Source organism: Lichenicoccus sp. (assembly GCF_965276875.1).
Classification (GTDB): Bacteria; Pseudomonadota; Alphaproteobacteria; order Acetobacterales; family Acetobacteraceae; genus Lichenicoccus.
Window position 1 is genome coordinate 137,537 of the sequence record NZ_OZ255701.1, and the last position, 25,454, is coordinate 162,990.

Sequence of the window (25,454 nt, forward strand, 5' to 3'; positions counted from 1 at the left end):
TGCATATGCCGCACGCGCCGCTTCAAACGGAGTTTGCGCCGGGTCAGTGGGTTTCACACCCGCAGCACCCCGAATGGGGGGCAGGTCAGGTGCAATCGGTGGTCGGCCACCGGGTTACGGTCAATTTCGAGCATCGCGGCAAGGTGCTGATCAACGCGGCCCTGGTCGCGCTCGACATCCAGCCCTAGAACCAGCAGCCATGATCACGCGTGATGACTTCCCGCCCGTCATCGATCCGTTCGGGCGACATATCAGCTACCTGCGCGTCTCGGTGACCGACCGCTGCGACATGCGCTGCGTCTATTGCATGGCCGAGGAGATGACCTTTCTGCCGCGGGCGGAGGTGCTCACCTTCGAGGAACTCGAACGGCTGTGCGCCGCCTTCATCCGCTCGGGCGTACGGCGGCTGCGCATCACTGGCGGCGAGCCGCTGGTGCGGCGCGGTGTTGACGGCTTCATGACCGCACTCGGCGGCTGGCTGGGCCGTGCGGCGGGCCAGCCAAGGCTGGACGAGCTCACGCTGACCACCAACGGCAGCCGTCTCGCGGCGCATGCCGCCGCTCTGCAAGCAGCCGGCGTGCGTCGGATCAATGTCAGTCTCGACTCGCTCGATGCGGCGCGCTTTGCCGCCATCACCCGGGTCGGCCACCTTTCGCGCACGCTCGACGGCATTGCCGCAGCACGGCAGGCGGGTATTGCGGTGCGGATCAACACGGTTGCCATGCGCGGCGTCAACGAGGACGAGTTCGATGACCTGATCGCCTGGTGCGGCCAAATCGGGGCGGATCTCTGTCTGATCGAGACGATGCCGATGGGCGATACCGGCGAGGACCGTACCGACCGCTATCTGCCGCTGTCGCTGGTGCGCGCGCGTCTGGCGCAGCGTTGGAGCTTCGAGGAAATCCCGTATCGAACCGGCGGCCCGGCGCGCTACGTCCATATTGCCGAGACCGGCCGGCGCCTCGGCTTCATCACCCCGATGACCCATAATTTCTGCGAAAGCTGCAATCGGGTGCGCCTGAGCTGCACCGGCATGCTCTATATGTGTCTTGGCCAGGACGATGCCGCGGACCTGCGTGCGCCGCTCAGGGCCGGTGCCGACGAGGCGGGTCTGTTGGAAGCGATCCGCGCAGCCATCGCGCGCAAGCCAAAGGGCCATGATTTCATCATCGGCCGGCGCGGAGAGGCGCGTGGCGTTGCCCGTCACATGAGTGCCACGGGAGGATAGTCAGGCCGGCCCGGATTGTCCGAGCAGGGCATCCGTGCGGTCTTCGAGCGCCTCAGCGAGCGGAATGGTGAACTGCCCGGGACGCAGGGGTTTGGGCTGATCGGGTGAGGGCGACCAGCCGGTCAGCATGGCGAGGCGCAGCTCGACCTGGAGCGGCAAGGGCTCGGACAGGGCATGGGCCGCCCTGGCGAACAGGTCTCGTGGCGGCGTGCGGCGGTCGCGCAGCATGACCGCATTGCCCTCGCCCGCGGCGCGCAGGTCGCGCAGCAGCGCCAGCGGCGAGCGATAGGCGAGTTCCAGCGTGTCCGCATCGGCAACCGGCAGGGCGAAGCCGGCACGCTGCAGCAGGTTGGCGCAGTCGCGCAGCTCCGGAAACGGCGAGACCCGCGGCGAGGCGCCGCCGGTGGTCGCAAGCTCCGCGTCCAGCATCGCCTGACGCAGCGCCGACAATGTCGGCAGGACCGGGATACTGGCGAGGAACAGGCCGTCCGGCTTGAGCGCGTGGCGAAGCTGCACCAGCGCCCCGGGCAGGTCGTTGACCCAGTGCAGCGACAGGCTGGCCACGATCAGGTCGAAGCTGCCTGGTCCGAACGGCAACCATTCCTCGTCGGCGACGACACCGGGACCGCCGGAGAGCGACAGCATCGGGCTGGAGAGGTCGCAGGACACGGTCTCAATGCCGCGCGCCCGCAACGCCGGCGCCACCACGCCGCGTCCGCCGACATCGAGGGCGCGGCTGAACCGGCGGGTGACGTCATCGAGACGGTCGAGCAGCCGGGCGCTTGCGGCGTGCAGGACCTCGTTCACCGTCTGCACGCTACCTGCCGCACGGTCGCGATGCAGCCGGACCGCGGCGCGGTCGAAGATGACGCTGTCTTGCATAGTGCTGCATGTGCGCGGCGTAGGCGCGCTTGCAAGGGGTGTTTGGCTTGCACATGGCTGACATACACGTTATGGTTGTATGTGCGATCGATCAATGCTCTGGCGGCGCTGACCTTGGCGAGTGGTCGGGTCATGCTCGACCTCGTCCTACCGCCGCAATGTCCGACCTGCGACGTCGTCGTCGGCGATGTCGGCCGGTTCTGTGCGGACTGCTTCAAACGTGCCGCGTTCATCGTCGAGCCGAGCTGCGTACGCTGCGGCGTCGGCTTCTCCAGTACCGGCGAGGCCGGCCTGTCGCGGGTGTGTCCGGGGTGCCTTGAAGCGCCCCCTGTCTGGAGCCGGGCACGCGCGGCCCTGGCTTACAATGATTTCTCCAAAAACCTGATCCTGCCGCTCAAATACGCGGATCGAACCGAGAATGCCCGGTTCCTGGCACTTCATATGGCACGCGCCGGGGCGGCACTGCTGAGCCAGGCGGATCTGCTGCTGCCGGTGCCGCTACACCGCAAGCGGCTGTTCTCGCGACGCTACAACCAGGCGGCGTTGCTCGCCTTGCATGTCGGGCGTCTGTCGCAGCGCACGGTGCTGGTGGACGGGCTTGAGCGGACCCGCTCGACACGGAGTCTCGCGGCCTCCGCGCGCGAGGAACGCGCAGCACTCGTTGCTGACGCCATCGCCATCAGAGACTCCCGCGCAGCACTGCTGCGGGGGCGCCGGATCGTTCTGGTTGACGACGTGCTGACCACCGGTGCCACCGCAGCGGTCTGCACCGAGGCACTGCTCGCTGCGGGTGCGACATCGGTGGATTTGCTGGTCGCGGCCCGCGCTGCGCGCGCAACGGCCTAGTCCAGGGACACTGGCCAGGGACACTGGTACGTCCCTGCTCCTGCTATGCGCCGCCCTCATCCGTCTCGGTGGTCTGAAGCTTGTCCTGGGTCCTGGTCTGGAAATCGGATGCGTCGTGGCGCTCGTGCAACTGAGACGAGAGTTCGCCGGTCACACGATTGACCATGCGTCCGCGCTGCACCGCGGGCCGCGCGCCGATCTTATCGGACCAGCGCAGGACATTGACGTAATCCTGGACCTGCAGGAATTCCCCGGCCTCGTAGAGGAAGCCTTTCACCACGCCGCCATACCAGGGCCAAACGGCCATATCGGCGATCGTGTAGTCATCCCCGGCAAGGTAGGCATGGTCGGCAAGATGCTTTTCGAGCACATCCAGCTGCCGCTTCACCTCCATGGCGAAGCGATCGATGGCGTACTCGATCTTGGTGGGCGCATAAGCATAGAAATGCCCGAAGCCGCCGCCGAGATAGGGGCCGCTGCCAACCTGCCAGAACAACCATGAGAGGCATTCTGCCCGAATTGCGGGCTCGGTCGGCAGGAAGGCGCCGAATTTCTCGGCTAGGTAGAGGAGGATCGCGCCTGATTCAAAGATCCGGATCGGCTCCGGGCCACTGCGATCCATTAGCGCAGGGATTTTTGAGTTCGGGTTCACGCCGACAAAGCCGCTGCCGAACTGGTCGCCGTCGCCGATGCGGATCAGCCACGCATCGTATTCCGCGTCGGTGTGTCCGAGTTCCAGCAACTCCTCGAGCATCACGGTCGCCTTGACGCCGTTCGGGGTCGCCAGCGAGTAGAGTTGCAGCGGATGGCGGCCGACCGACAGCGCCTTGTCGTGCGTGGCGCCGGAGACCGGCCGGTTGATGCTCGCGAATTTTCCGCCGTTCTCCTTCTGCCATTGCCAGACCTTCGGTGGCGTATAGGCTGCATCGGCTGTCATTGATCGGCTCCCGTGTTTGGCGCCCTGGATGGCGACATGGGTGACGGCCCGTCGCGCGATGACGATCGGACCGGATCAGAAGCGCTCGGTCCAGGGTCGGAGTTCAATCTCATGCGTCCAGGCGCTGCGTGGCTGGGCGACCAGATGCAGGTATGAGTCCGCGATCGCGTCAGGGTCGAGCAGGCTATCGAGCCGGTCCCCGGGGACGGATCGGACAGCACTGCGAATACCCCCGTCTATGACGATGTGTGCGACATGGATGCCTTGCGGTCCGAGTTCGCGTGCCATGCTCTGCGCCAGGCCGCGCAGGGCAAACTTGCCCATCGCGAACGGAGCGGACTGCGCATAGCCTTTTACGCTCGCCGAGGCGCCGGTGAACAGGATAACGCCCGAGCCACGCCCCAGCATCAGACGCGCCGCCTGCTGACCGACAAGAAAGCCTCCGAATGCGGTGACCGCAAGCGCGCGCTCAACCTCGGCGGGGGTGAGGTCGATCAGCGGGCCGCGTACGCGTCCGCTCGCATTATAGACGACCAAGTCCGGCACGCCGAACGCGCTCTGCACCGCGCTGAACAGGCGAGCGGTGTCCTCTGCATTGGCGGCGTCACAGGCGAAACTCCGCGAGCCGGTTTCGCTGACGAGAGGGTCAAGCTTGCCCGTGTTGCGCGCGGCGAGTGCGACCTGCCAGCCAAGTGCGGAAAGCTTGCGCGCAAGCGACCCGCTGAGGCCCACTCCAGCGCCGACGATCAGGGCGGTCTTGAGGTCCTGAGGCAATACAAGCGTCTCCTGAAGTCGGCGCCACAGTCGTCAACAACGCTGGCCCGGACCATGCCAGTCGCATTTGCATCAATCCAGCCCTCGGCGAAACAGGGTGCGCAGCGTACGCGTCGGCCGCACGACCGCGCGTAGCGGACGCGTGATCCGCCATGAGCTCGACTGGCGGAGCCGCTCTGCCTCGTCACGATGCTGGAGCAGCGTTGCCGTCTCGCCGGCCGCCGTCGCCGCGCGCTCGGTCAGCAGGCCGATCATCGCGGTGAGCTGGGCAATTTGCGCCGTCGCCGCATGCAGTTGCTCGGTCGCTTCGTGCAACTGCTCGCGGTCTGCACGCGCCTGCCGCAGACTGTCGTCCAGTTCGCCGTTCAGGCGGATGGCGGTCTGCCGGAGCGCCACCATCTCGGCAATCGATCGATCAAGATCGACCTGCAGCGCCTGATTGGCATGGCTCGCCAGACGGAGCGCCCTGTCGCAGTCCGCATAGGCCTGACGCTCAAGCGCGCCGTCTCTCACGCGGGGCCTCCTGGCACTGCAGCCGACGCCGCCGCACGGCGGCAACCTGGTTGTGGCTGTAATCGCGCTGCAACAGGGCACGACCGTTGCTGACCAGCTTCATTGCCCGCCCCGGCTCCTCAAACAGTCTCTGCATGAGCCAGGCTGCGTGCGCAATGTCCGGCTCGGCCCAGCTCTGCTGTGTCGCGGGTTGATAGACCGCCTTTGCCACCGGGATGAGTTGAAAGCCGACAGGGTAGCCGGTGCGCTCGGTCAGGAGCTCGCGCGTTGCGGCGTAGCCGGTGGCGATGGCCGGCCTGCCCGCGCGCAGCGCCTCGGCGCACAGCGATGCCACCCCCTCGCTGCGATGCAACGAGAGCAACGCGTCGGTCGCGCCGATCAAAGACGCTCTCCCGTGTCCGCCAGGGCTGCCTTCCAGCAGGAAGATATCAGGATGACCGTCGCCGAGCGCGCGCAGCGCCTCGATGCGGTCGGGTGCGAGCTCGGGACCCGCGCCGTGCAACACCAGTCCGGCCATGCCGTCGCGCGGAAAGGCCCGGCGAAAGGCCGCGATGGCGCCGTGCGGGTTCTCACGGCTCAGGGTCTTCTCAAGGTCTGGACAGCTGCCACAATCAAAGCTGGCGAAGAACAGAAAGCGGTGCTCCGGCAGCCCGAGTGCGTGGCGCGGGCGCGGGACGCGGGCGGTGCTCTCGAAGGCGAGCGGCACCGTGACGACCGGACATTCAAGGCGGCCCGCCAGCGCCGTCTGGAGGAAGCGGCTGGGTGCCCAGACCTCGTCCAATTCATTCAGTCGAACCAGCCAATCCTCGGGAAAGCAAGCGAGATGCCATAGCGGGATGCCCACCCTCAGAAACCCGGGTTGGCCTTCTGGCTCCGCCGGCGCCTCGAACAGATGGATTTGCTCGCGGCCACGCCCGGCGGCCAGCGCCAGGCGGATTTGCTCGTCGAGTGCAGCGTCCGCGGCGGCGCTTCGCGTGCCGCCATCGTGACGCGCCGGATACCGGCGATCGCGCCTTGTCGCGAGGCGCTCGGCCGCGGGTTCGATCAACGGCAGGTCGAAGCCGAGGTCATTGGCCGAATGGATCACGAACCAGTCGACCAGCTCGCGCACGGGCGCCGGCTCGGCCAGGTCGAGCCGCGTATGCAGATGCGGGAAGTGACCGTGCAGGAATTGCATGAAGTTGGTCACGATCCGCCCCGGGTCGGCACGTGAGGTTCCGGGGCAGCGCTCGTGCAGGTAGGCTTCGTAGGTGTCGAACGGGTCCTGCGGCCAGAGCTGGTGTTGTCGGAACATCCGCCGCACCAGGGGATGGATGGCAGTCCCTGACGCGAAGCGGCCATAGGCATAGGTTGCGGCCGAGACGCTGCCATGGCCGCAGGCGAGCCGCTTTGTGGCATAGGATTCGGTCAGTCGTTGCAGCGGCTCGGTCATCGCGCCGTCGAGCCTGGTGTCGTATTTGGAGAGCCGCGCCGGTTGCTCCGGGTCGAACCCGCTATAATGGAAGAAGCCGAGCGGCGCTCCGTCGACGGTCCAGGCACCCTCCGTCCCGCCGAGCGCCCGCTGCCGCAGGTTCCAGTAGGCCACGTTCATCGTCGTGTCGCGGCAGATATGCGCCGCGGCCGCGAAGGCCGGCGCCAGATCCATGAATTTCTGGTCGACGAAGAGCCCCTCGCTTTGCGCGTTGACGCATTCGTAGCGCAGGCGGCGCGCCCACCAGGCGATCACGTCGCTCGATTCCTGGCAGCGCGCGGCACCGAGGAAGCCAAGATTATAGATGCCCGCACGCATGATGGTGAGGTCGTTCGGCTCGGCCGGACTCTCGCATGGCGCGCACATGTGCGGCGTCAGGATCAGGGAGGCTCCCTCTGCCAAAGGCTGGGTGACCTCGTCCAGGGGGCGGAACAGCTCGATGTCAGGGTCGAAATAGAGCACGGCGTCGTAGCCGCATTGTTCGAGAAGATGCTGGAACATGAATGGCTTGAGAGCGGTGTTGAACTCCAGGATGTCGTAGCGGAAGGCAAACGCCGCGAAGTCGCGGATCGGCAGGCTGCGGGCCTCGACGATCGTCCAGGCCGCGTCATACAGGCCGGGCATGCGGATCATCTCGTCGGCGAGGCAGAGATACAGGTCCGCTTCGGCGTGGAACTGCCGCACCGACTGCAGCAGGACACGCGCGGCGGGCACGTAGTTGTTGGAACAGATCGTGAAGACGGCGAGCGTCCTGCTTTCTGCCATACGCGTCCCGGATGCTGGCGAGGCCCCCGACCTGGGCCACCAACGTGGTTAGTGCATGCGGACCCGCGGCTCAAGACGGCGACGCGGCGGGGGACTTGTCGCGGCGGCGGACCGGTACGACCCTAAAGCATGCTAAGAGCCATCTTGACTGACAAGGAGAGCCCAATGCCGAAGATCGAGATCTATACCCAGGCGGGCTGCCCGTTCTGCGCGCGGGCGGTGGCGCTGTTGCGCGCCAAGAAGGTCGATTTCCAGGAGATCAACGCGCCTGGAGGGTCGCCGGAGCGCGAGCAGGCCAGGCAGCGCTCCGGCGGACGCACCAGTGCGCCACAGATCTTCATCGACGGGCGACACATCGGAGGCTGCGACGACCTAGTGGCGCTGGACGGACGCGGCGAACTCGACAGCATGCTCAAGGCGGCCTGATTAGACCTCGATGATCCACTATCTGCTCCGGTGCAACCGGGATCACGGGTTCGAGGGTTGGTTTCGCGATAGTGCTGCCTTTGATGAGCAGTCCGACCGTGGGCTGCTGAGCTGTCCGCAATGCGGCAGCGGGTCGGTACAGCGTGCCGTGATGGCCCCTGCGGTCCGCTCCGGGCGACCGCCGGTAGCCTCGGGGACAAACGATTCGCCGTCCGCCGAGGTCATGGTGCCGGATCAGCTCCGGGCGGCCCTGCAACGGATGCGCGCCGAAATTGAACGGCAGTGCGACGATGTCGGAGAGGGGTTCGCCGAAGCGGCGCGACGCTTGCACCGTGCGCAGCGCCAAGGCGAGACCATGCAACGCGGCATCTACGGACAGGCGAGCCCGGCGCAGCGCGAGACGCTGGCCGAGGAAGGCATCGAGACGATGCAAGTCCCCTGGTTGCCACGTGCGGACGGCTAGCCACGTCTGGCTGCTCGCGCTGTTTGTCCTGGTCGCGATCAGCGGTGCGGCGGCCGCACGCGGCGATGCGCCGGCGCCGCTTGGGCGCTGGCTGAGCCAGGATCATGACGGCGTATTCGACATCGAGCCATGCGGCGACGCCTTGTGCGGGCGTCTGGTGGGCATGCGCTATGAAGGCGCCATGCCCACCGACGATCACGGTGCGCCGCAATGCGGACTTCTGATGTTGACAGGCTTCAGGAATAATTCGGATGAGCCCAGCCATTGGACCGGCAGGATCCTCGATCCGCATACTGGCCGACGCTACCATGCGGCAATCTGGTCGCCGCGGCCCGGCGTCCTCAAGTTGCGCGGCTACCTGCTGCTACCGCTGTTCGGCGAGACGCAGCGCTGGACACGCTATGGCGGCGCGATCGGCCCGGACTGCCACCTGCCACGCTGAGCTCGCCGCGCTGAGATCATTGGCGCGACAGCAGCGCGATATAGTTCACCGCCATGTCACGGCTTTCCCGCCAGCCTCCCGGCAATGGCACCATCCCGCTCGCCCGCGCGATCCGCAGTCCGCTCTGGCTGCCATAACGGCCAAGTTCCGCCGGGGTCACGAATTTGCGCCAGTCATGCGTGCCCGCCGGCAGCAGCCGCAGCACGTACTCGGCACCGATCTTGGCCGCGGCGAGCGAGCGCCAGGTCCGGTTCAGGGTTGAGATCACGATCGCGCCCCCGCTTGGTGTGAGCAGGCGCGCCAGCAGGGCCACGAACGCCGCCGGATCGGTGACATGCTCGATGATCTCGAGCGCCACAACCGCATCGAAGTGCCGGCCTTCCGCGACCAGTGCCTCGGCGGTGGCGCAGCGGTAGTGCAATCGGGCCACGCCGGCGCCGTGGGCCTGGGCGGCGGCGATCGCCTCGGGCGACGCATCGACGCCGAGCACGTCGTAGCCGCGACGAGCCAGCGCCTCGCTGGCGAGGCCGGCACCGCAGCCGAGATCGAGCAGGAGTGGGGCGGCGCTGCCTCCAAGCCGGCGCTGTCCCAATGCCTGATCGATCCAGCGCACCCGCAGCGGGTTCATCTGGTGCAGCGGACGCATCGGGCCGTTCGGGTCCCACCATTGCGCGGCCAGGGCGCCGAAGCGCGCGATCTCGGCGGGCGAGACGGACCCTGCCGGCGAGAGGAGTGCGGGTTGCATCGCTTGCATGTTGCCGCCTGGTTGAGACGAAGCTATGTGAGCCGCCAACTGACCTGCGGCATCGACGTCGCCGTCCCTCTGGCACACCCTGTCCCTTCCTGGAAGGCCTGGCGGAAACCGCATGGCTCGAATCGTGATGAAGTTCGGCGGCACTTCGGTAGCCGATCTCGACCGGATCCGCAGCGTCGCCGCCCGAATCAAGTGCCAGGTTGCGACCGGCGACGAGGTGGCGGTCGTGGTCTCGGCGATGGCCGGCGTCACCAACCAGCTGGTCGGCCACTGCCAGGCGCTCTCGCCGCTGCATGACGCGCGCGAATACGACGCGGTGGTGGCCACCGGCGAGCAGGTGACCGCCGGCCTGCTCGCCATCGCCCTGCAGATGCTCGGCGTCGAGGCGCGCTCCTGGCAGGGCTGGCAGATCCCGCTGCGCACCGACGATGCGCACGGCAGGGCCCGCATCGAGAGCGTCGAGGCGAGCACCCTGATCGCACGCATGCAGGCGGGACAGGTGCCGGTGGTCGCCGGTTTTCAGGGTGTCGGGCCAAACGGCCGTGTCACCACCCTTGGACGCGGCGGGTCGGATACCTCGGCGGTCGCCCTCGCTGCGGCGTTGGATGCGGACCGCTGCGACATCTACACCGACGTCGACGGCATCTACACCACCGACCCAAGAATTGTTCCGCGCGCCCGCAAGCGCGACCGGATCACCTATGAGGAGATGCTGGAGCTCGCCTCGGTGGGGGCGAAGGTGCTGCAGACCCGCAGCGTCGAACTGGCCATGAAGCAGCGGGTTCGAGTACAGGTGCTGTCCAGCTTCGCCGAACTGGCAGCGCCCGAGGAGGGCCGGCTGCCCGGAACGCTGGTGGTCGACGAGGACGAGATCTTGGAACAGGAAATAGTGGCCGGCATCGCCTATTCGCGCGACGAGGCGAAAGTCACGGTGCGTCGGGTGCCGGACCGCCCTGGCGTGGCCGCCGCGGTGTTCGGACCGCTTGCGGACGCCCATGTCAATGTCGACATGATCGTCCAGAGCACCGGCGCGGATGGCAGCACCGATATGACCTTCACCACATCCAAGAGCGACCTCGCCCGCACCATCAAGGTGCTGGAGGGGGCTCGCGGCGTGATCCAGTACGGCGAATTGCTGACCGATTCCGAGGTCGCCAAGATCAGCGTCGTCGGCGTCGGCATGCGCAGCCATGCCGGGGTCGCCAACACCATGTTCCGCACGCTGTCGGAGCGTTCGATCAACATCCAGGTGATTTCGACCAGCGAGATCAAGGTGAGCGTGCTGATCGGCCTCGAATATACCGAGCTGGCGGTTCGCGCCCTGCATGGTGCCTATGGCCTCGACGTTGGCTGACCGGCTCCAGGCGATTCCCGCCGCTTCAAACCGCGATGATGAGGCAGCGCGCGCGACGCTTGACCGGCTGTGGGCGCGTGGCCGCGACTTCCTCGGCAGCGAGGTCGCGATCATGGGTGGCGCGATGAGCTGGGTCAGCGAGCGCCATCTGGTCTCGGCGATCTCAAACGCCGGCGGCTTCGGCGTGATCGCCTGTGGGGCGATGAGCCCGGCGCTGCTCGAAGCCGAGATCGCCGCCACCCAGGCGCTGACCACCCGGCCGTTCGGCGTCAACCTAATCACCATGCATCCCCAGCTCGACGCGTTGATCGGGGTGTGTCTGCAAGCCGGTGTCGGTCATATCGTGCTCGCCGGCGGCATTCCCCCCGGCAGTGCGGTGCGAGCGGTCAAGGATGGCGGCGCCAAATTGATTGCCTTTGCCCCGGCGCTGGTGCTCGCCAAGCGCCTGGCGCGGTCCGGCGCGGATGCGCTGGTGATCGAGGGCTCCGAGGCCGGCGGCCATATCGGCCCGGTGTCGCTGACCGTGCTGGCCCAGGAGATTCTGCCGCATGTCCGCGACCTGCCGGTGTTTGTCGCCGGCGGCCTTGGGCGCGGCGATGCGATCCTGGGCATGCTGGAGATGGGCGCCTCGGGGGCGCAGCTCGGCACCCGCTTTGCCGCCGCCTCCGAGAGCATCGCGCATGCGAACTTCAAGGCGGCGTTCGTGCGCGCTTCCGCCCGCGATGCGTTGCCCTCGGTGCAGCTCGATGCACGCTTCCCGGTCATTCCCGTGCGTGGGCTGGCCAACGAGGGCGGCCGGCGTTTCCTCGCCCACCAGGCCGAGACGCTGCGCCGCTTCCAGGAAGGCGCGCTGACCCGCGAGGCGGCACAACTCGAGATCGAGCATTTCTGGGCCGGGGCCCTGCGTCGCGCGGTCATCGACGGCGATGTCGAGACCGGCTCGGTAATGGCCGGACAGTCGGTCGGCATGGTGAGCGCAATACGGCCGGTGGCGGAGATCATCGCCGAGCTTGTCGATCAGGCGGTCGCCGCCCTGACGCGCCGGGTTCAGCCGTCCTGAGTTGGGGGCGCTGACTTCAGCACCCGGCCCATCGCGTCGGCCATCGTGGTCGGCATCAGGATCGTCGCACCGCGATCCTTGTTCATCTCGAACACCCGATTGATCTGCAGGATCTGCAGCGCCGTCGGACAGCGATCGTAGGTCGCCGCCGCCTGCTCCAGTTCGATCGCCATCAGCCGCTCGGCCGAGGCCAGGGTCACCCGGGCGGACTTCTCGCGCTCGGCCTGGGCTTGGCGGCTCATCGCATCCTGCAGGCTCGCCGGCAACGTCACGTCGCGGATTTCGACGGCCTGGACAGTGACTCCCCAGGCGACGGTCTTGGCGGCGATCGCCTCACGCAGCCATTCGTCGATCCGCCTGCGGTCCTCCAGCAGCACGCCGAGATCGCTGGCGCCGATCACCTCGCGCAGGCTGGTCTGCGCCACCAGCGACACCGCGGTGGCGTAGTCGCGCAGCGCGGTGATCGCCAGCAGCGCGTCATGCACCTTCCAGAACACGATGGCGTCGACATCGACCGGGCTGGTATCGCGGGTCAGCGTCTTCTCGGTGGTGATCGAGATGGTCTGGATGCGCAGGTCGACGACGCCGGCGACGCTGTCGACCACCGGAATAATCCAGAACAGTCCCGGCCCGCGCATACCCTGCAGCTTGCCGGCGCGCAGCACCACCGCGCGCTCCCACTCACGGGTTATGCGTAGTGCCAGCGGCAGCAGGATCGCGGCCAGGACCAGGACCGCGGTCAGTGCCAGCTGATGCAGTACGAGGAAGCAGCCGGCGGCTGCCGCCAGCAGCAACGCTGCCAGCAGGATCGGAATCGGGTTCGGCGCGCGGTTCACGTGTCCGCGCGAGCGGCGTCAGGTTCCGCCAAAGCCGAGGAAGCCGATCTCCGGTTTGGCGACCCCACCGGCCGCGGCCTCCGGCGACACCGCATACGAGGCGCGTTCGACCGGGTGCGTGCCATGCGCGCTGATGGCGAGATGTCCCACCCGGTCAACACCACCCGCCTGAACGTTGACCTGGGCGAGCTGCGCGCCGCCGCCCTGGTCGGCGTTGCGCATCGACAGCAGCAGGAAGGTGATGTCGTTGCGGCTGAGGTCGATCGACATGTCGATCGGGGTTTGTCCCAGCACATTGGTGGCCTGCAACTCGGCGCCGCGCGACAGCGCATCCTTGGCCGCGGTCAGGTCGCCGCGGTCGATCGCATCGAATAAGGCGGTGGTGGGGTTCACATCCAGCGGCGCATGCGACGTCGGCGCGTCGGGATCGCTCGATACGGCCCCGGGTAGCGCGGGCGGCGGCGCGTTTGCCTTAGCGGTGGCGCTTGCCTCGGCGGACGCGGCGTCATCCCCGCCGCCGCCGCCGCCTTGACCACCGCCCATGCTGAGCTGCGCGTGCGCGGCTTGCAAGGGTGCCAGACAGGGTGCCAGGGCCAGCGACAGCACGAGCCAGCCGGCGGGTTTTGGACGCAGGCACAACGAGAATCTGTGGACCGCCAATGGTTTCATCACTCTGTCTCGAAATTGGGTCTCGACGATGGGTCGTTTGAATAGGACAGGAGCGAGCCGATTGCGACGGAAATCGCGCAAGCCAGGCCTCTTCCGGTGCCCGCGGGTTGCGGGAATACTCGGTGCAATGCCGCAAACGCCACGCGCACTCGACGAATCCTGGCTTCGACGCTGCCTCGCCGGGCTGCGGCCGGTGTCGGCGCCATCCATGCCGACCGCTGACGGTGTCTGCCGGGCCGCGGCGGTGCTGGTCCCGCTGGTCCTGGCGCCGGCGCCAATGGTCCTGCTGACGCGACGTTCGGCGCTGCTGCGGACGCACTCCGGTCAGGTCAGCTTCCCTGGCGGCCGTCCCGAACCCGCCGACCGCGACCTCGCCGCGACCGCGCTGCGCGAGGCGCACGAGGAGATCGGCGTCGCGCCGCGCCATGTCAGCTTGCTTGGATCGCTGCCGGAGCAGAGCACCTACAGCAGCAATTTCCTGATCACGCCGTTTGTCGGGCTGCTGGACGCCGAGGCGCGCTGGGTCGCGGCCGCAAACGAGGTCGATGCGATCTTCGGGCTCGGTCTGGAGGTCCTGCTCGACCCGCAGGCACCGCGCCGGATCGAGGCCGGAATGCGACGCGGTAGCTGGTCCTGGCCGCACCCGGATCATGATATCTGGGGGGCCACGGCGGCGATCCTGGTGCGTCTGGCGCGGCTGTTGCGCGCGGCGTAGGGCTGCAAGCTGAAAGGGTGTCATGCAGGCGGATCATATGCGTGCGGATAAAGGGCGGGCGATGTTCTCGGCCGCGATGTCGGCGATGTATCGCAGCGAGGTGCCGCAATATGGCGCCCTGCTGGACCTGGTCCGCGACATCAACCGCGACGTGCTGCGCCGCCACGAAGCGGACGCCTATGCCCTCGATACCGCGGTCGAACGCGAGCGGCTCGACCAGGAACGGCATGGCGCGATCAGGCTCGGCACAGCCGCGGAGTTGCGTCTGATGCGGCGCCTGTTCGCCGTGCTCGGCATGGTCCCGGTGGGCTATTACGATCTCTCGGTGGCTGGGGTGCCGGTGCATTCCACCGCATTCCGCGCGACCGATCCCGGCTCGCTGCGCCGCAGCCCGTTCCGGCTGTTCACCTCGCTGCTGCGGCTCGACCTGATCGCGGATCGGGACCTGCGCGAGACCGCGACAGGCCTGCTCAACCAGCGTCGGATCGTCACTCCGGAGGCGCTGGCGCTGATCGAGCGCTTCGAGACGGACGGCGTCCTCGACGATGCGCGGACGGAGGCGTTCGTCGCCGCGGCGCTGGACAGCTTCCGCTGGCATGCCGAGGCGACGGTCGACCGTGCGACCTACCAGGCGCTGCGCGCGGCGCACCCGCTGGTTGCCGACATCGTCTGCTTCAAGGGACCGCATATCAATCACCTGACCCCGCGCGTGCTCGACATCGACGCCGCACAGGCGGCGATGGCGCAGCGCGGCCTCGCGCCGAAGGCGGTGATCGAGGGACCGCCGGCGCGGGCTTGCGCGATCCTGCTGCGCCAGACCAGCTTCAAGGCGCTGTCCGAGCCGGTCCGCTTCGGCGATGTCGAGGGCCGCCATGTCGCGCGCTTCGGCGAGATCGAGCAGCGCGGCGTGGCGCTGACCCCAGCCGGCCGCGCTTGCTACGACGCGCTGCTGGCACAGGCCGATCCAAACGCCTTTGCTGCCTTCCCCGATGACCATGAGGTTTTGCGGCAGGAGCGGCTTGCCTACTACCGCTACAGCGCCATGGCCGACGTCCCGCTTGGCGCGCAGAGCCTTGAGGAGGCCATCGTCGCCGGTTCGGTCCGCGCCGAGCCGATCCTCTACGAGGATTTCCTGCCGGTCAGCGCCGCCGGCATCTTCCGCTCCAACCTGGCCGACGCGCAGAGCGCATTGCCGGCGCCGTCGTCACGCCAGGCGGATTTCGAGGACGCGCTGGGCTGCGCCGTCCTCGACCCGTTCGCACTTTATGCGGCGCAGAGCGACGCCTCGGCGGCCTCGATCGCGCTCTAATTCAAGGAGCCCCGTGATCAGGCGTGGCCGGTCTGGGTGGAGACCTGGGCGGCATTGTTCACCGCCGCCGCCCGCTTGGACTGCCAAAGCCCGACAAAGTCGATCGGCTGCAGCACTACCGGAGGAAAGCCGCCGTCTCGGGTGACTTCGCTGATGATGTTGCGCGCATACGGGAAGATCAGCCGCGGCACCTCGACCAGCAGGATCGGCTCGACCATGGTCTCCGGCGCATCGGTCAGCGTCACCACCGCGGCATAGGCGAGTTCGGCAATGAACACCACGCGGCCGACGGCACCGGTCTCGGTGGTCGGCTCGGTGGCCTCGGCCTTGATCGCCAGCACGATCTCGAACACCATCTGGTCTTTCTGCAGCCGGTTTGCCTGCACGTCGATGTTCACGGAGATTTGCGGGTTGGCCCGCAGGGTCGCGAAGATCTCGGCACCCGCGGGCACCTCGAAGGAGAGATCCTTGGTATATTGCAGGTTCATCGTCAGCGGCAGCGCCGGAGGCGCGGTCGCGGCATCGGCTGGAGCGGTTGCGGACATCGTGGGCTCTCCCGTGAAGTATCAGGTGGCGCGCCGGTAGCACGCGCCGGTCAATGCCGCCAGACGATCGGCCCGGGGATCACCGTCGGGTCGACATGCCGGAACGTGCCGTTCTCCAGACTGATCCCGGAGAGGGCGAGCAGGAAGCCCCAGTGCGAAACCACCAGGGTGGTCCGCCAGTCGGCCATCGCCGCCATCGCTTCGCGGAAAAAGGCCGCCCGATCGATCACCGCCCCTTCCGTCTCCGCCCCGTTCTTTGCCGCATCCGGCCACCAGACCTCGTCGAGATCGGCAAAGCCGAGCTCCGGCCAGCGCGATTGCAGCACGCTGCGCGGCGAGCCGATGTCGCAGATGAAGGCATACCGCTCGCGCAGCAGCGGCGTCACCACCGGCACCAGGCTGCGCGCGCGGGCGATCGGGACGGCCGTCTGCAACGCGCGGGTGTAGGGTGAGACCAGGATGCGGGTGATTGGCGTGCCCTCGAGCGCTGCCGCCGCCTGCTCGGCCTGGCGTTCGCCCAACCCGGTCAGCACCGGATCGACGATCCCCGGATCGCGCCTGGTGCGGGTGAACTGCAGGTTGAATTCGCTCTGGCAATGCCGCAGCACGATCATCGCCGCCCGATAGACCCGCGCCAAAGCCTGGGCAAGAGTAAAGCCTCGGCAAGAGTAAAGCCGGGACAAGGGTGCTGGGGCAGGTCGTCGCTCGGTTGTCTCGATGGCGGGCAGCCCCTATCTGAAGTTCAGACTAGCAACTCAGGAGATTGGACCCCGCAATGGATTTCACCGCCGGCCACCTTCCGGTCGATCTCATCCTGTTCGGGATGATCGCTGCCTTTCTCGTCCTCCGCTTGCGCAGCATCCTGGGCAAGCAGACCGGACTCGAGCGGCGCGGGGTGCCGCCATCGCCACCGGCCGCGCGGGCGGGCAGGGGTCCGGTCATTGAGGGTCGGGCGGAGCCGCGGCCGGCGCCGAATGATCGGCCGTTGCCGGATCCGACCGGTCCCACCGGCGTCAAGCTGGCCCGGATCGGCGAACGTGATCGCGGTTTTGATGGGGCGACCTTCCTGCGCGGTGCCGAGGCGGCCTTTCGCAAGATCGTGCAGGCCTTCGCGGAGGGGGACCGCACGACGCTGAAGGCCAATCTGACGGATGCGGCCTATAATGCGTTCGACGCCGCGATCGTCGCGCGTGAAGCGCAGGGCGAGACCCAGCGCGCGGAAATCCGTAATATCCTCCAGGCGACCATCACCGACGCCAATCTCTCCGAGCAAGGCGGTCTCTGGTTGGCCGCGATCGACGTGCGGTTCGTTTCCGATCAGATCAGCGTATTGCTCGGGCGGGATGGCCTGCCGGTGTCAGGCGCGGATGCCACCACCGAGCTGTCCGATCTGTGGACGTTCGAGCGCCTGCTCAATGCGTCCGGCAGTGCCTCCGGGCCAAATTGGCGGCTCGCCAACGCACGCAGCGCGTAAGCAGCACCTAGAGGAATGCGTCGCACAGCGGTCGTCGCACTCGCCGCGTGCGTGGCCCTGGCCGGTTGTGCCGCGAGCATCGAGCCTCCTTCAGGTCCCGCCTCGCAGCTGCGTCCGGTTGCCTATGACGACCTCCCTGGCTGGCGTGACGATCGCGTCGCAGAGTTACTTCCCGCATTTTTGCACCAGTGCCACAGGCTGGCGCTGCTCACGCCTGACACCGCGCTTGGCGGCGCCGGCAGCGCGCAAGCGGCCGGCGGCAAGGTGGGCAATTGGGCGCCGTTCTGCGCGGCGGTAAAGTGGGTGCCACCTGGAGATGACGCGGCCGCCCGCAAGGTCATCGCCGCCTGGTTGCAAGCCTATTCGGTCAGCGACCGTGGCAATCCGGCGGCCCGGTTCACCGGCTATTTCGAGCCCGAGGTGCCGGGCTCCCTGTTCCCCGACGCGACCCATACAGTGCCGGTCTACCGGCTTCCGAAGGACCCGCGAGCCCGCCAAGAGACACGCGCGCAGATCGATCAAGGCGCCCTGCACGGGCGCGGCCTCGCGATTGCCTGGCTGACCAGCCCGGTCGACCTCTTCTTTCTGCAATTGCAGGGCTCGGGTAGGGTACGATTGCGTAGCGGACAGATCATCCGGCTGAGCTATGCCGGCCGCAACGACCAGCCCTACGTGCCGCTCGGCCGCGTGCTGGTGCAGCAAGGCGACCTCGCGGCGGACGCGGTCAGCATGCAGTCCATCCGCGCTTGGCTCACCGCCCATCCGTCGCAGGCCCAGACGATGATGGAACAAAACCCGGACTACGTGTTCTTCCGGCTCGAGAACGACCTGCTCCCCGATCAGGGACCGATCGGCGCCCTGGGTGTTGCCCTGCACCCGCTACGATCGCTGGCGATCGACCGGAAATTCCTGCCGCTCGCGGCCCCGGTCTGGGTCGACACCACGATCCCGGACGGGCGTAGGCTGCAGCGGCTGATGCTGGCGCAAGACCTTGGCACGGACATCACCGGACCGACGCGCGCGGACATCTTCTTCGGCTGGGGCGATGAGGCCGCAAGCCTGGCCGGAGCGATGCACGCCGGCGGCAGCCTGGCGGTTCTGCTGCCGAGGCCGCCCTACAAGCCCACCCCCGCCAGCGCCCAGTCCAGCGACCAGTAACGCCGACTCGCACCATTTTTTCGACGGACCCCGTGTGGCACTGGTCGGAACAACGCAGAGTTGGCGATACTGTTTGGATGATACCGAGCCTTCTGCCGCATCCCGATTCGCGCGAAGCCCCGTCCCCCGCATTGCCCACGTTCGTACGGCTGACCAAGCCGCCGAGGCGGCTTGCGCCGCGTACGCTGCGCCATATGGTCGGTCGGCATCTGCTCTATCGCGGCGATTGCATGCGCGTCCTCGGGACCCTCTCCGAAGCCAGCGTCGACGTCGTCGTGACCTCGCCCCCTTACAATCTCGGGTTGAAGTATGGCACCTATCACGATCGTCGTGACGAGACCGAATATCTTGACTGGCTGATCGATTGCGCAGGCGCGATCAAGCGGGTGATGCGGCCGGATGCCTCGTTCTTCCTCAACATGACCGGCTCGAGCTCCAGGCCATGGCTGCCTTTCGAATTGATGGTGCGGCTGCGCTCGCTGTTTCATCTGCAAAACCATATCACCTGGGTGAAATCGATCTCGGTGGGCGATGACAGCCTCGGCCATTTCAAGCCAATCCGCTCGGAGCGCTATCTGCACCGCAACCACGAGCATATTTTCCACCTGACGCAATCAGGCAGCGTGCCACTAAAGCGGCTGGCGGTCGGCGTGCCGTACAAGGACAAGACCAACATCACCCGCCGCGGCCATCAGCAGGATCTACGCTGCCGCGGCGACACCTGGTTCATCCCCTATTCCACGGTGCAAGCGCGGGCGCAGAAGTTCGATCACCCGGCGGCATTTCCGGTCATGCTGCCGCGCATGTGCATCCGGTTGCATGGCAAGCGCAATCCGGTGGTGCTCGACCCGTTCATGGGCAGCGGCACCAGCCTGGTCGCGGCCGAGGAGGAGGGCGCGCGCGGCATCGGCATCGAGCTGGATTCCGCCTATGTCAGTGCCGCGCGTAGCCGGCTGCTGTCGCAGTTCCGGGTCGAACGCGCCGCCTGACCCGGGCTGCATGCTCCGGGCCTTACGCTCTGGCGGGATACGCCAGGGTATGGCGTCAAGCACCACGCCAGTCGTCCGTTTCCTGACCTGAATGGGGATTTACCGGGGCTGGCACGAAAGCTGCTCTCAAGCACCTGACAACGCTGCCGGACCCGAGATGAATTTGCTGCCCAATCGCCTCTGCCCTCGGTTTCTCTGGCCGCGGATCCTCTGGCTGGTGTCCGGAGTTTCGCTGCTGGCCGGCTGTGCCGTGGGCCCGGACTTCCACCGCCCACGCATCGCACCGGTACCCGGCTATGGGGCGCCCGGCTATGTGGCGCACGACTCGGAACCCCTCGGCAAACGCCAAATCGCAATCGGCCGCGACATCCCGGGGGCTTGGTGGCGCCTGTTCCGCTCGCCGGTGCTCACCCGCCTGGTCATCGTGGCGCTGGCCGACAACCCGAGCATTGCCGCGGCACAGGCCACGTTGCGCCAGGCACGCGAGCTGAGCCTGGAGCAGCGCGGCGTGCTATTCCCCTCCGTCAGCGGCGCCGTCGCGCGCACCCGCGAACAGCTGCCGCTGTCCTATGAGGGATTTGCCTCGCCGCCGTTGCTGTTCAGCGAATATGGCGCACAGCTCAACCTTTCCTACAGTTTCGACATCTGGGGCGGCCTGCGTCGCGCCGTGGAGCAGGCGTCGGCACGGGCCGAATTCGAGGGGTTCGAGCTGGAGGCGACCGACCTCGCTCTGACCGCCGAGGTCGCCACCAACACCATCCAGGCTGCCTCGCTCGCCGATCAGATACGCGTGCAGCGTGAGCTGATCGGCTTCGAGCAAAGACAGCTCTACACCGTGCGCCAGCAGTTCCAGCTCGGCGGCGCCACCGGCACGGATGTCGCGACCCAAGAGGCGCAGGTGGCGGCGGCGCGCACCGTGCTGGTGCCGCTGCTCACGGCGCTGGCGCAGAGCCGCGACGCGCTCGCCGCCGATCTCGGACGTGCCCCGTCCGAGGTGGTGATCCCCCCGCTGAGCCTCGACGATTTGCGGCTGCCGGCCACGCTGCCGCTGAGCCTGCCCGCAGCACTGCTCGACCAGCGGCCTGACATTCGCGCCGCCGAGGCGGTCCTGCACCAGCAGACCGCACTCCTCGGCGTCGACATCGCAGCGCGACTGCCGCAGGTGACGCTCACCGCCAGCGTGGGCTCCGACGCCGCCGACATTCACCAGCTGTTCTCGCCGGGAAACGGCATGTGGTCGCTGATCAACCAGGCGGTGCAGCCGGTCTTTGACGCCGGCCAGTTGCTGCACGCTCAGCGGGCGCAGCGCGCGGCCATGGACAATGCCGCCGCCCTCTGGCGCAACACCGTGGTGCGCGCCTTCCAGAACGTCGCCGACGTGCTTGTCGCACTCCGCAACGACGAGGCAGCCCTCGCCGCCAGCCGCGACGAGGCGCACGCGGCCCGGCGCAGCCTGTCGCTGGCGAGCCTGCAATACAAGCTCGGCGGTGTGTCGTATCTCACCGTGCTGATCGCCCAGCAGAGCACACAGAACGCAATCCTGTCGCTGCTGCGCGCAAGGGCGGCGCGCTATACCGACACCGTCGCCCTCTACCAGGCACTCGGCGGCGGCTGGTGGCACCGAGCCGACCTGCCATCGCCGCCGCCCGGCCTGCTCAGCTCGCCACTTCCCTGAATAATGGGAGCCAATGTCTTGAAAATAAAACTGTTGCTCTTTCCGATGATGGGCGTGGTCCTGCTCGCCGCGGCACCCCCGGCACCCAGCGTCTCCACCGTGATCGCCAAGCGCGAGCTCTGGCAGGCGCAGGTGCGTGCCACCGGCCAGGTGGTCGCGGTGCAAGGTGCGGATCTCTCCGCCGAGGTCAGCGGCATCGTCGGGGCCATCAGCTTTGCCTCCGGCCAGGACGTCGCCGCCGGCACGGTGTTGCTGCGGCTGCGCCCCAACGACGACGATGCGCGGCTCGCTCAGTTGCAGGCGCTGGCCTCGCTCGGGGCGGCCAACCTCGCGCGCGACCGCAAGCAGTTCACGGCCGAGGCGGTCAGCCGCGCCACCCTGGACGCCGACCAGAGCAATCTCGCCGCCGAGCAGGCCCAGGTCGCGGCCCAGCGTGCGGTAATGGCGGAGAAGGCGGTGCGCGCCCCCTTCGCCGGCCGGCTCGGCATCCGGCTGGTCGATCTCGGTCAGTATCTCACCGCCGGCACCGCCATCGTCACCTTGCAGGCGCTCGATCCGATCTATGTCGACTTCAACGTCGCCCAGCAGGCGCTCGGCCGGCTGCATGTCGGCCAAACCATCTCGGCGCATCTCGACGGCTGGCCGGACCGCGTGTTCAAGGCACGGCTGAGTGCAATCAACAGCCGCCTTGATGCCGCCAGCCGAATGGCCACGGTGCGGGCCGAGCTCGACAACCATGACCACGCGCTGCTGCCCGGCATGTTCGCGGTCGTCGACGTCGATACCGGTGCCGCGATCCCGCGCCTGACCCTGCCGCAGGCCGCGATCAGCTTCAATCCTTATGGCGATTTCGTCTATGTGCTGGAACGCGGCGCGGGCGGCCAGTTGATCGCCAATTCGCGTGTGGTTGCGACCGGCGCCGTACGCGGCGACCAGGTCGCGATCCTCTCCGGTATCAAGGCCGGCGAGCAGGTGGTCAGCGCCGGCCAGCTCAAGCTGCGTAGCGGTATGCCGGTGGAGGTCAACAACAGCATCCAGCCGCCCGATAACGCCGCCCCCAACGTCGCCAACGAGTAGGAGACGGCCATGCGTCTGACCGACCTGTTCATCCGCCGGCCGATCCTGTCCTGCGTCGTCTCCGTCCTGGTGCTGGTGTTCGGGCTACGCGCCGAGCAGGCGCTGCCGGTCTCGCAGTTCCCCGAGACGGTCAGCGGCACCGTCGAGATCCAGACCTACGATTACGGCGCCGACCCGGCCACCGTTGCCGGCTTCATCACCACGCCACTGGAGGGTGCGATCGCGCAGGCGCAGGGCATCGACTACATGTCCTCGACCAGCTCGACCAGCGACAGCGACATCACCGTGCATCTGCGGCTGAACGTCGATCCGGCACGCGCTTTGGCCGAAATCCAGTCCTACGTCACTTCGGCAACCGCGCAGTTCCCGCAGGGCGTGCAGCCCTCGGCGATCAGCCTGTCGGCGGCTGCCGGCGACGTGCTCGACCTCAACCTGGTCAGCGACAGCATGGCGCCGGCGCAGGTCGCGGACTACGCGCAGAGGCTGATCGCGCCGCGCCTGCAATCGGTGCCCGGCGTGCAGCGGGTGCAAATAAACGGCAGCCCCAACCTGGTGCTGCGCGCCTGGCTCGACCCGGACCGGCTCGCGGCCTTCGGGCTGACCGCAACCGATGTGCAGACCGCGCTCGCCGCCAACAACTTCGTCTCCGGCGCCGGGCAGACACTGGGGGCGGCGACCACAGTCAGCCTGAACCTCAATTCCGGTCTGCATACGGTGGCGCAGTTCCGCCGGCTGGTGGTGCGCCAGAACGCCGGCCGGATCATCCGACTGGGCGACGTGGCGCGGGTCGGTTACGGCGCCGACCCCGACAATTTCAAGGTCCTGAGCAACGGTCGGGAAGGTGTTTTCATTCAGATCAACCCAACACCCTCGGCAAACGCGCTGACCGTGGCCCAAGCGCTGAAGCGCAAGCTCGTGGAGATCCGGGCGCAGATGCCCCCAGCCCTGCGGATCGTCGTGGTCTACGATGCGGGACGCTTCATCCAGACCTCGATCCACGAGGTCGCATCGACGCTCGTCGAGGCGCTGGCGATCGTGGCCTTGGTGGTGTTCGCCTTTCTCGGCTCGCCGCGCTCGGTGCTGATCCCCTTAGTGACGATCCCGCTGTCGCTGATCGGTACCTTCGCGATCATGGCGGTGCTCGGCTTCTCGATCAACCTGCTCACCCTACTGGCCCTGGTGCTGGCCACCGGGCTGGTGGTCGACGACGCCATCATCGTCGTCGAGAACGTCAACCGCCTGATCGCCGCCGGCGCGTCTCCGCTCGCCGCGGCCACACAGGCGGCGCGCGAGCTGGCGCTGCCGATCCTGGCGATGACCGTGGTGCTGATCTCGGCCTATGTGCCGGTCGGCCTGCAGGGCGGCATCACCGGCGCGCTGTTCACCCAGTTCGCCTTCACGCTCGCCAGCGCGGTCGCGGTCTCGGCGTTGCTGGCGCTGACGCTCTCGCCGATGATGTGCTCGCGGCTGTTGCGATTGCGGCGTCACGGCGCCGCGCGAAGCCGGTCGCAGCGGCTGCAGGAGGTAAGCGAAGCAGCACTCAGCCAGGTGCAGCGCGGCTATTCGGCGCTGCTGCGGCTCTCGCTGCGCGCCCGGCCGCTGGTGCTCGTCTTCGGTCTGGCGGTGCTGGTCAGCATCTGGTTCCTGTTCAACGGCTCCAAGGCGGAGCTGTCGCCGCCGGAGGATCAGGGGCTGCTGGTGACCAACGGACAGGGCGCTCCGAACGCGACGCTCGACGAGCTCTCCCGCTATGACCGCCAGATCACCGGCATCTACACTTCGGTGCCGGAGGAGAAGGACTACTGGCACATCGTCGGACCCCCCTCGGTGCAGGGCGGCCTCGCGCTGAAACCCTGGGACCAGCGCCACCGCAGCGTGTTCACCATCGAAACCGAGGTCGCAGACGCGCTGTCGCACGTCGCCGGCGTCGAGATGGCGGTCTACACGCCGCCCTATCTGCCGGGATCCTCCTGGGGCCTGCCGATCGGCTTCGTGCTGGAGGGCACCGGCAATGTTCGCGACCTCAACACCGTCTCTGACAATTTTCTCGCCCGCGTCCGATCCAGCGGTCTGTTCGTCTATGCCGACAAGGACCTCAAGATCGACCAGCCGCAAGCCACCATCGTCGTCGACCGCGACAAGCTCGCAACCCTCGGCGTCAACATGAGCGAGGTCGGCACGGCGCTGAACGCGCTGCTCGGCGGCGGCTATGTTGGCTTCTTTTCGAGTGGTGCGCGCTCCTACAAGGTCGAGCCGCTGGTCGAACGCCGCTTCCGGCTTAACGCAGCACAGGTGCTGAACTATCCGATCACCACCATCGGCGGCGTCTCGGTGCCGCTCTCCGCGGTGGCGCGCATCCGCCACAATGTCGTCGAGGAGTCAATTGCACATTTCCAGCAGCTCGACGCTACCACCATCAGCGCGGTGCCCGCGCCCGGTGTCAGCCAGGCGCAGGCCTACGCCTTTCTGCAAAAGCTGGCAGCCGAGACGCTCCCATCCGGCTACGGCACCGACACGGTCGGGCCGCTACGCCAGTACGCACAGGAGAGCGGCGGCTTCATGGCGACCTTCGCGCTCGCGGTGGTGATCACCTACCTCGCACTCGCCGCCTTGTTCGAGAGCTTCCGCGACCCGCTGATCATCCTGGTCTCGGTGCCGATGTCGATCGCCGGCGCCCTGCTGTTCGTCTGGCTGGGCGTCGGCGGGGCCAGCATCAACCTGTTCACCGAGGTCGGCCTGGTGACCCTGATGGGCCTGATCAGCAAGCACGGCATCCTGATCGTCGAAGTCGCCAACGAGCAGCAGAAGCTGGGCCTCTCCAAGCAGGAGGCGATCGAGCGCGCCTGCGCGCTGCGTCTGCGGCCGATCCTGATGACCACCGCGGCGATGGTGCTGGGCGTGATGCCGCTGGTGCTGGCCACCGGCGCCGGTGCTGCCTCGCGCTATATCATGGGGCTGGTGATCGCCTCGGGCCTGTCGATCGGCACCCTGTTCACCCTGTTCGTGCTGCCGGCCGTCTACATGCTGATCGCCGCCACGCATCATGTTGCGGAGCCGGCGCTCGAGACGGTTGGCCGTTAACTGTTTCTTCT

Annotated in this window: 26 protein-coding genes; 16 read left to right on the forward strand and 10 right to left on the reverse strand. The window is 67.5% G+C overall.

Features of this window, described 5'->3' with window-relative positions:
* The first annotated feature begins 5 nt into the window (after positions 1-5).
* Together ACQY4K_RS00705 and moaA are read left to right on the forward strand one after the other, a co-directional pair.
* A complete protein-coding gene (locus ACQY4K_RS00705) occupies positions 6-188 on the forward strand; it encodes a DUF3553 domain-containing protein (RefSeq protein ID WP_428392557.1) in 183 nt (60 codons plus the stop codon).
* A gap of 11 nt (positions 189-199) precedes the next feature.
* Positions 200-1,228, forward strand: coding sequence for a GTP 3',8-cyclase MoaA (gene moaA, locus ACQY4K_RS00710; protein WP_428392559.1), 1,029 nt, complete (start codon positions 200-202; stop codon positions 1,226-1,228).
* Here moaA and ACQY4K_RS00715 read toward each other — a convergent pair whose 3' ends face one another.
* Complete coding sequence (locus ACQY4K_RS00715; protein ID WP_428392561.1) at positions 1,229-2,110, reverse strand: methyltransferase domain-containing protein; 882 nt, start codon at positions 2,108-2,110, stop codon at positions 1,229-1,231.
* 81 nt (positions 2,111-2,191) lie between these two features.
* On the opposite strand from ACQY4K_RS00715, the gene ACQY4K_RS00720 reads away from it, so the two are divergent.
* On the forward strand, positions 2,192-2,956 hold the full coding sequence (locus ACQY4K_RS00720; protein WP_428392563.1) for a ComF family protein: 765 nt from the start codon (positions 2,192-2,194) through the stop codon (positions 2,954-2,956).
* Between the two features lie 43 nt (positions 2,957-2,999).
* Here ACQY4K_RS00720 and yghU read toward each other — a convergent pair whose 3' ends face one another.
* The 4 genes from yghU to ACQY4K_RS00740 all read right to left on the reverse strand — a co-directional run bounded on the left by yghU (position 3,000) and on the right by ACQY4K_RS00740 (position 7,416).
* Positions 3,000-3,893, reverse strand: coding sequence for a glutathione-dependent disulfide-bond oxidoreductase (yghU, locus tag ACQY4K_RS00725; RefSeq protein WP_428392565.1), 894 nt, complete (start codon positions 3,891-3,893; stop codon positions 3,000-3,002).
* Positions 3,894-3,968: 75 nt separating this feature from the next.
* Positions 3,969-4,667, reverse strand: coding sequence for an SDR family NAD(P)-dependent oxidoreductase (locus ACQY4K_RS00730; RefSeq protein WP_428392567.1), 699 nt, complete (start codon positions 4,665-4,667; stop codon positions 3,969-3,971).
* Positions 4,668-4,739: 72 nt separating this feature from the next.
* Positions 4,740-5,180, reverse strand: coding sequence for a hypothetical protein (locus ACQY4K_RS00735; RefSeq protein WP_428392568.1), 441 nt, complete (start codon positions 5,178-5,180; stop codon positions 4,740-4,742).
* Positions 5,161-7,416 carry a hypothetical protein gene (locus ACQY4K_RS00740; protein WP_428392570.1) on the reverse strand — a complete coding sequence of 752 codons (2,256 nt, stop codon included), beginning with the start codon at positions 7,414-7,416 and terminating at the stop codon, positions 5,161-5,163. The genes ACQY4K_RS00735 and ACQY4K_RS00740 overlap by 20 nt, the downstream gene beginning before the upstream one ends.
* Positions 7,417-7,581: 165 nt before the next feature.
* Between ACQY4K_RS00740 and grxC the strand changes: the two genes are divergently transcribed.
* Genes grxC through ACQY4K_RS00755 form a run of 3 tightly spaced genes read left to right on the forward strand, consistent with a single transcriptional unit; the run spans position 7,582 to position 8,747 of the window.
* Positions 7,582-7,842, forward strand: coding sequence for a glutaredoxin 3 (grxC, locus tag ACQY4K_RS00745; RefSeq protein WP_428392572.1), 261 nt, complete (start codon positions 7,582-7,584; stop codon positions 7,840-7,842).
* A gap of 10 nt (positions 7,843-7,852) precedes the next feature.
* Positions 7,853-8,305 (forward strand): DUF1178 family protein, encoded by a 453-nt coding sequence (locus ACQY4K_RS00750; protein WP_428392573.1) that lies wholly within the window; start codon positions 7,853-7,855, stop codon positions 8,303-8,305.
* A complete protein-coding gene (locus tag ACQY4K_RS00755; RefSeq protein ID WP_428392575.1) occupies positions 8,292-8,747 on the forward strand; it encodes a DUF2147 domain-containing protein in 456 nt (151 codons plus the stop codon). Before ACQY4K_RS00750 ends, ACQY4K_RS00755 begins: the two co-directional genes overlap by 14 nt.
* 16 nt (positions 8,748-8,763) lie before the next feature.
* Here ACQY4K_RS00755 and ubiG read toward each other — a convergent pair whose 3' ends face one another.
* On the reverse strand, positions 8,764-9,492 hold the full coding sequence (gene ubiG / locus ACQY4K_RS00760) for a bifunctional 2-polyprenyl-6-hydroxyphenol methylase/3-demethylubiquinol 3-O-methyltransferase UbiG (protein WP_428396257.1): 729 nt from the start codon (positions 9,490-9,492) through the stop codon (positions 8,764-8,766).
* A gap of 121 nt (positions 9,493-9,613) precedes the next feature.
* Here ubiG and ACQY4K_RS00765 point away from each other — a divergent pair, with 121 nt between their 5' ends.
* Together ACQY4K_RS00765 and ACQY4K_RS00770 are read left to right on the forward strand one after the other, a co-directional pair.
* Complete coding sequence (locus ACQY4K_RS00765; protein ID WP_428392576.1) at positions 9,614-10,855, forward strand: aspartate kinase; 1,242 nt, start codon at positions 9,614-9,616, stop codon at positions 10,853-10,855.
* Positions 10,836-11,915: an NAD(P)H-dependent flavin oxidoreductase gene (locus ACQY4K_RS00770; protein WP_428392578.1), complete on the forward strand. Its 1,080-nt coding sequence runs from the start codon at positions 10,836-10,838 to the stop codon at positions 11,913-11,915. The genes ACQY4K_RS00765 and ACQY4K_RS00770 overlap by 20 nt, the downstream gene beginning before the upstream one ends.
* On the opposite strand, the gene ACQY4K_RS00775 is transcribed toward ACQY4K_RS00770, so the two are convergent.
* Complete coding sequence (locus ACQY4K_RS00775) at positions 11,903-12,751, reverse strand: SPFH domain-containing protein (protein ID WP_428392580.1); 849 nt, start codon at positions 12,749-12,751, stop codon at positions 11,903-11,905. The genes ACQY4K_RS00770 and ACQY4K_RS00775 overlap by 13 nt on opposite strands.
* Before the next feature lie 18 nt (positions 12,752-12,769).
* Positions 12,770-13,411 carry an ankyrin repeat domain-containing protein gene (locus ACQY4K_RS00780; protein ID WP_428392582.1) on the reverse strand — a complete coding sequence of 214 codons (642 nt, stop codon included), beginning with the start codon at positions 13,409-13,411 and terminating at the stop codon, positions 12,770-12,772.
* Between the two features lie 136 nt (positions 13,412-13,547).
* Between ACQY4K_RS00780 and ACQY4K_RS00785 the strand changes: the two genes are divergently transcribed.
* Both ACQY4K_RS00785 and hglS read left to right on the forward strand, forming a co-directional pair.
* Positions 13,548-14,135 (forward strand): NUDIX hydrolase, encoded by a 588-nt coding sequence (locus ACQY4K_RS00785; RefSeq protein ID WP_428392584.1) that lies wholly within the window; start codon positions 13,548-13,550, stop codon positions 14,133-14,135.
* 37 nt (positions 14,136-14,172) lie between these two features.
* Positions 14,173-15,444, forward strand: a complete 1,272-nt coding sequence (hglS, locus tag ACQY4K_RS00790; protein WP_428392585.1) for a 2-oxoadipate dioxygenase/decarboxylase HglS — start codon at positions 14,173-14,175, stop codon at positions 15,442-15,444.
* Positions 15,445-15,461: 17 nt separating this feature from the next.
* On the opposite strand, the gene secB is transcribed toward hglS, so the two are convergent.
* Complete coding sequence (gene secB / locus ACQY4K_RS00795; protein WP_428392586.1) at positions 15,462-15,989, reverse strand: protein-export chaperone SecB; 528 nt, start codon at positions 15,987-15,989, stop codon at positions 15,462-15,464.
* Between the two features lie 50 nt (positions 15,990-16,039).
* Positions 16,040-16,627 (reverse strand): histidine phosphatase family protein, encoded by a 588-nt coding sequence (locus ACQY4K_RS00800; RefSeq protein ID WP_428392588.1) that lies wholly within the window; start codon positions 16,625-16,627, stop codon positions 16,040-16,042.
* Between the two features lie 137 nt (positions 16,628-16,764).
* Here ACQY4K_RS00800 and ACQY4K_RS00805 point away from each other — a divergent pair, with 137 nt between their 5' ends.
* From ACQY4K_RS00805 to ACQY4K_RS00830, 6 genes are all read left to right on the forward strand, one after another.
* Positions 16,765-17,463 (forward strand): Tim44/TimA family putative adaptor protein, encoded by a 699-nt coding sequence (locus ACQY4K_RS00805; protein ID WP_428392589.1) that lies wholly within the window; start codon positions 16,765-16,767, stop codon positions 17,461-17,463.
* A gap of 15 nt (positions 17,464-17,478) precedes the next feature.
* Positions 17,479-18,621, forward strand: coding sequence for a murein transglycosylase A (mltA, locus tag ACQY4K_RS00810; RefSeq protein ID WP_428392591.1), 1,143 nt, complete (start codon positions 17,479-17,481; stop codon positions 18,619-18,621).
* A gap of 194 nt (positions 18,622-18,815) precedes the next feature.
* Positions 18,816-19,610, forward strand: a complete 795-nt coding sequence (locus ACQY4K_RS00815; RefSeq protein WP_428396259.1) for a DNA-methyltransferase — start codon at positions 18,816-18,818, stop codon at positions 19,608-19,610.
* Positions 19,611-19,767: 157 nt separating this feature from the next.
* Positions 19,768-21,285: an efflux transporter outer membrane subunit gene (locus ACQY4K_RS00820; protein WP_428392593.1), complete on the forward strand. Its 1,518-nt coding sequence runs from the start codon at positions 19,768-19,770 to the stop codon at positions 21,283-21,285.
* A gap of 18 nt (positions 21,286-21,303) precedes the next feature.
* The gene (locus ACQY4K_RS00825) at positions 21,304-22,362 is read left to right on the forward strand and encodes an efflux RND transporter periplasmic adaptor subunit (protein WP_428392595.1); all 1,059 of its coding nucleotides are present in this window, start codon (positions 21,304-21,306) and stop codon (positions 22,360-22,362) included.
* A gap of 9 nt (positions 22,363-22,371) precedes the next feature.
* A complete protein-coding gene (locus tag ACQY4K_RS00830; RefSeq protein WP_428392597.1) occupies positions 22,372-25,443 on the forward strand; it encodes an efflux RND transporter permease subunit in 3,072 nt (1,023 codons plus the stop codon).
* The last annotated feature ends 11 nt before the right edge of the window (positions 25,444-25,454 follow it).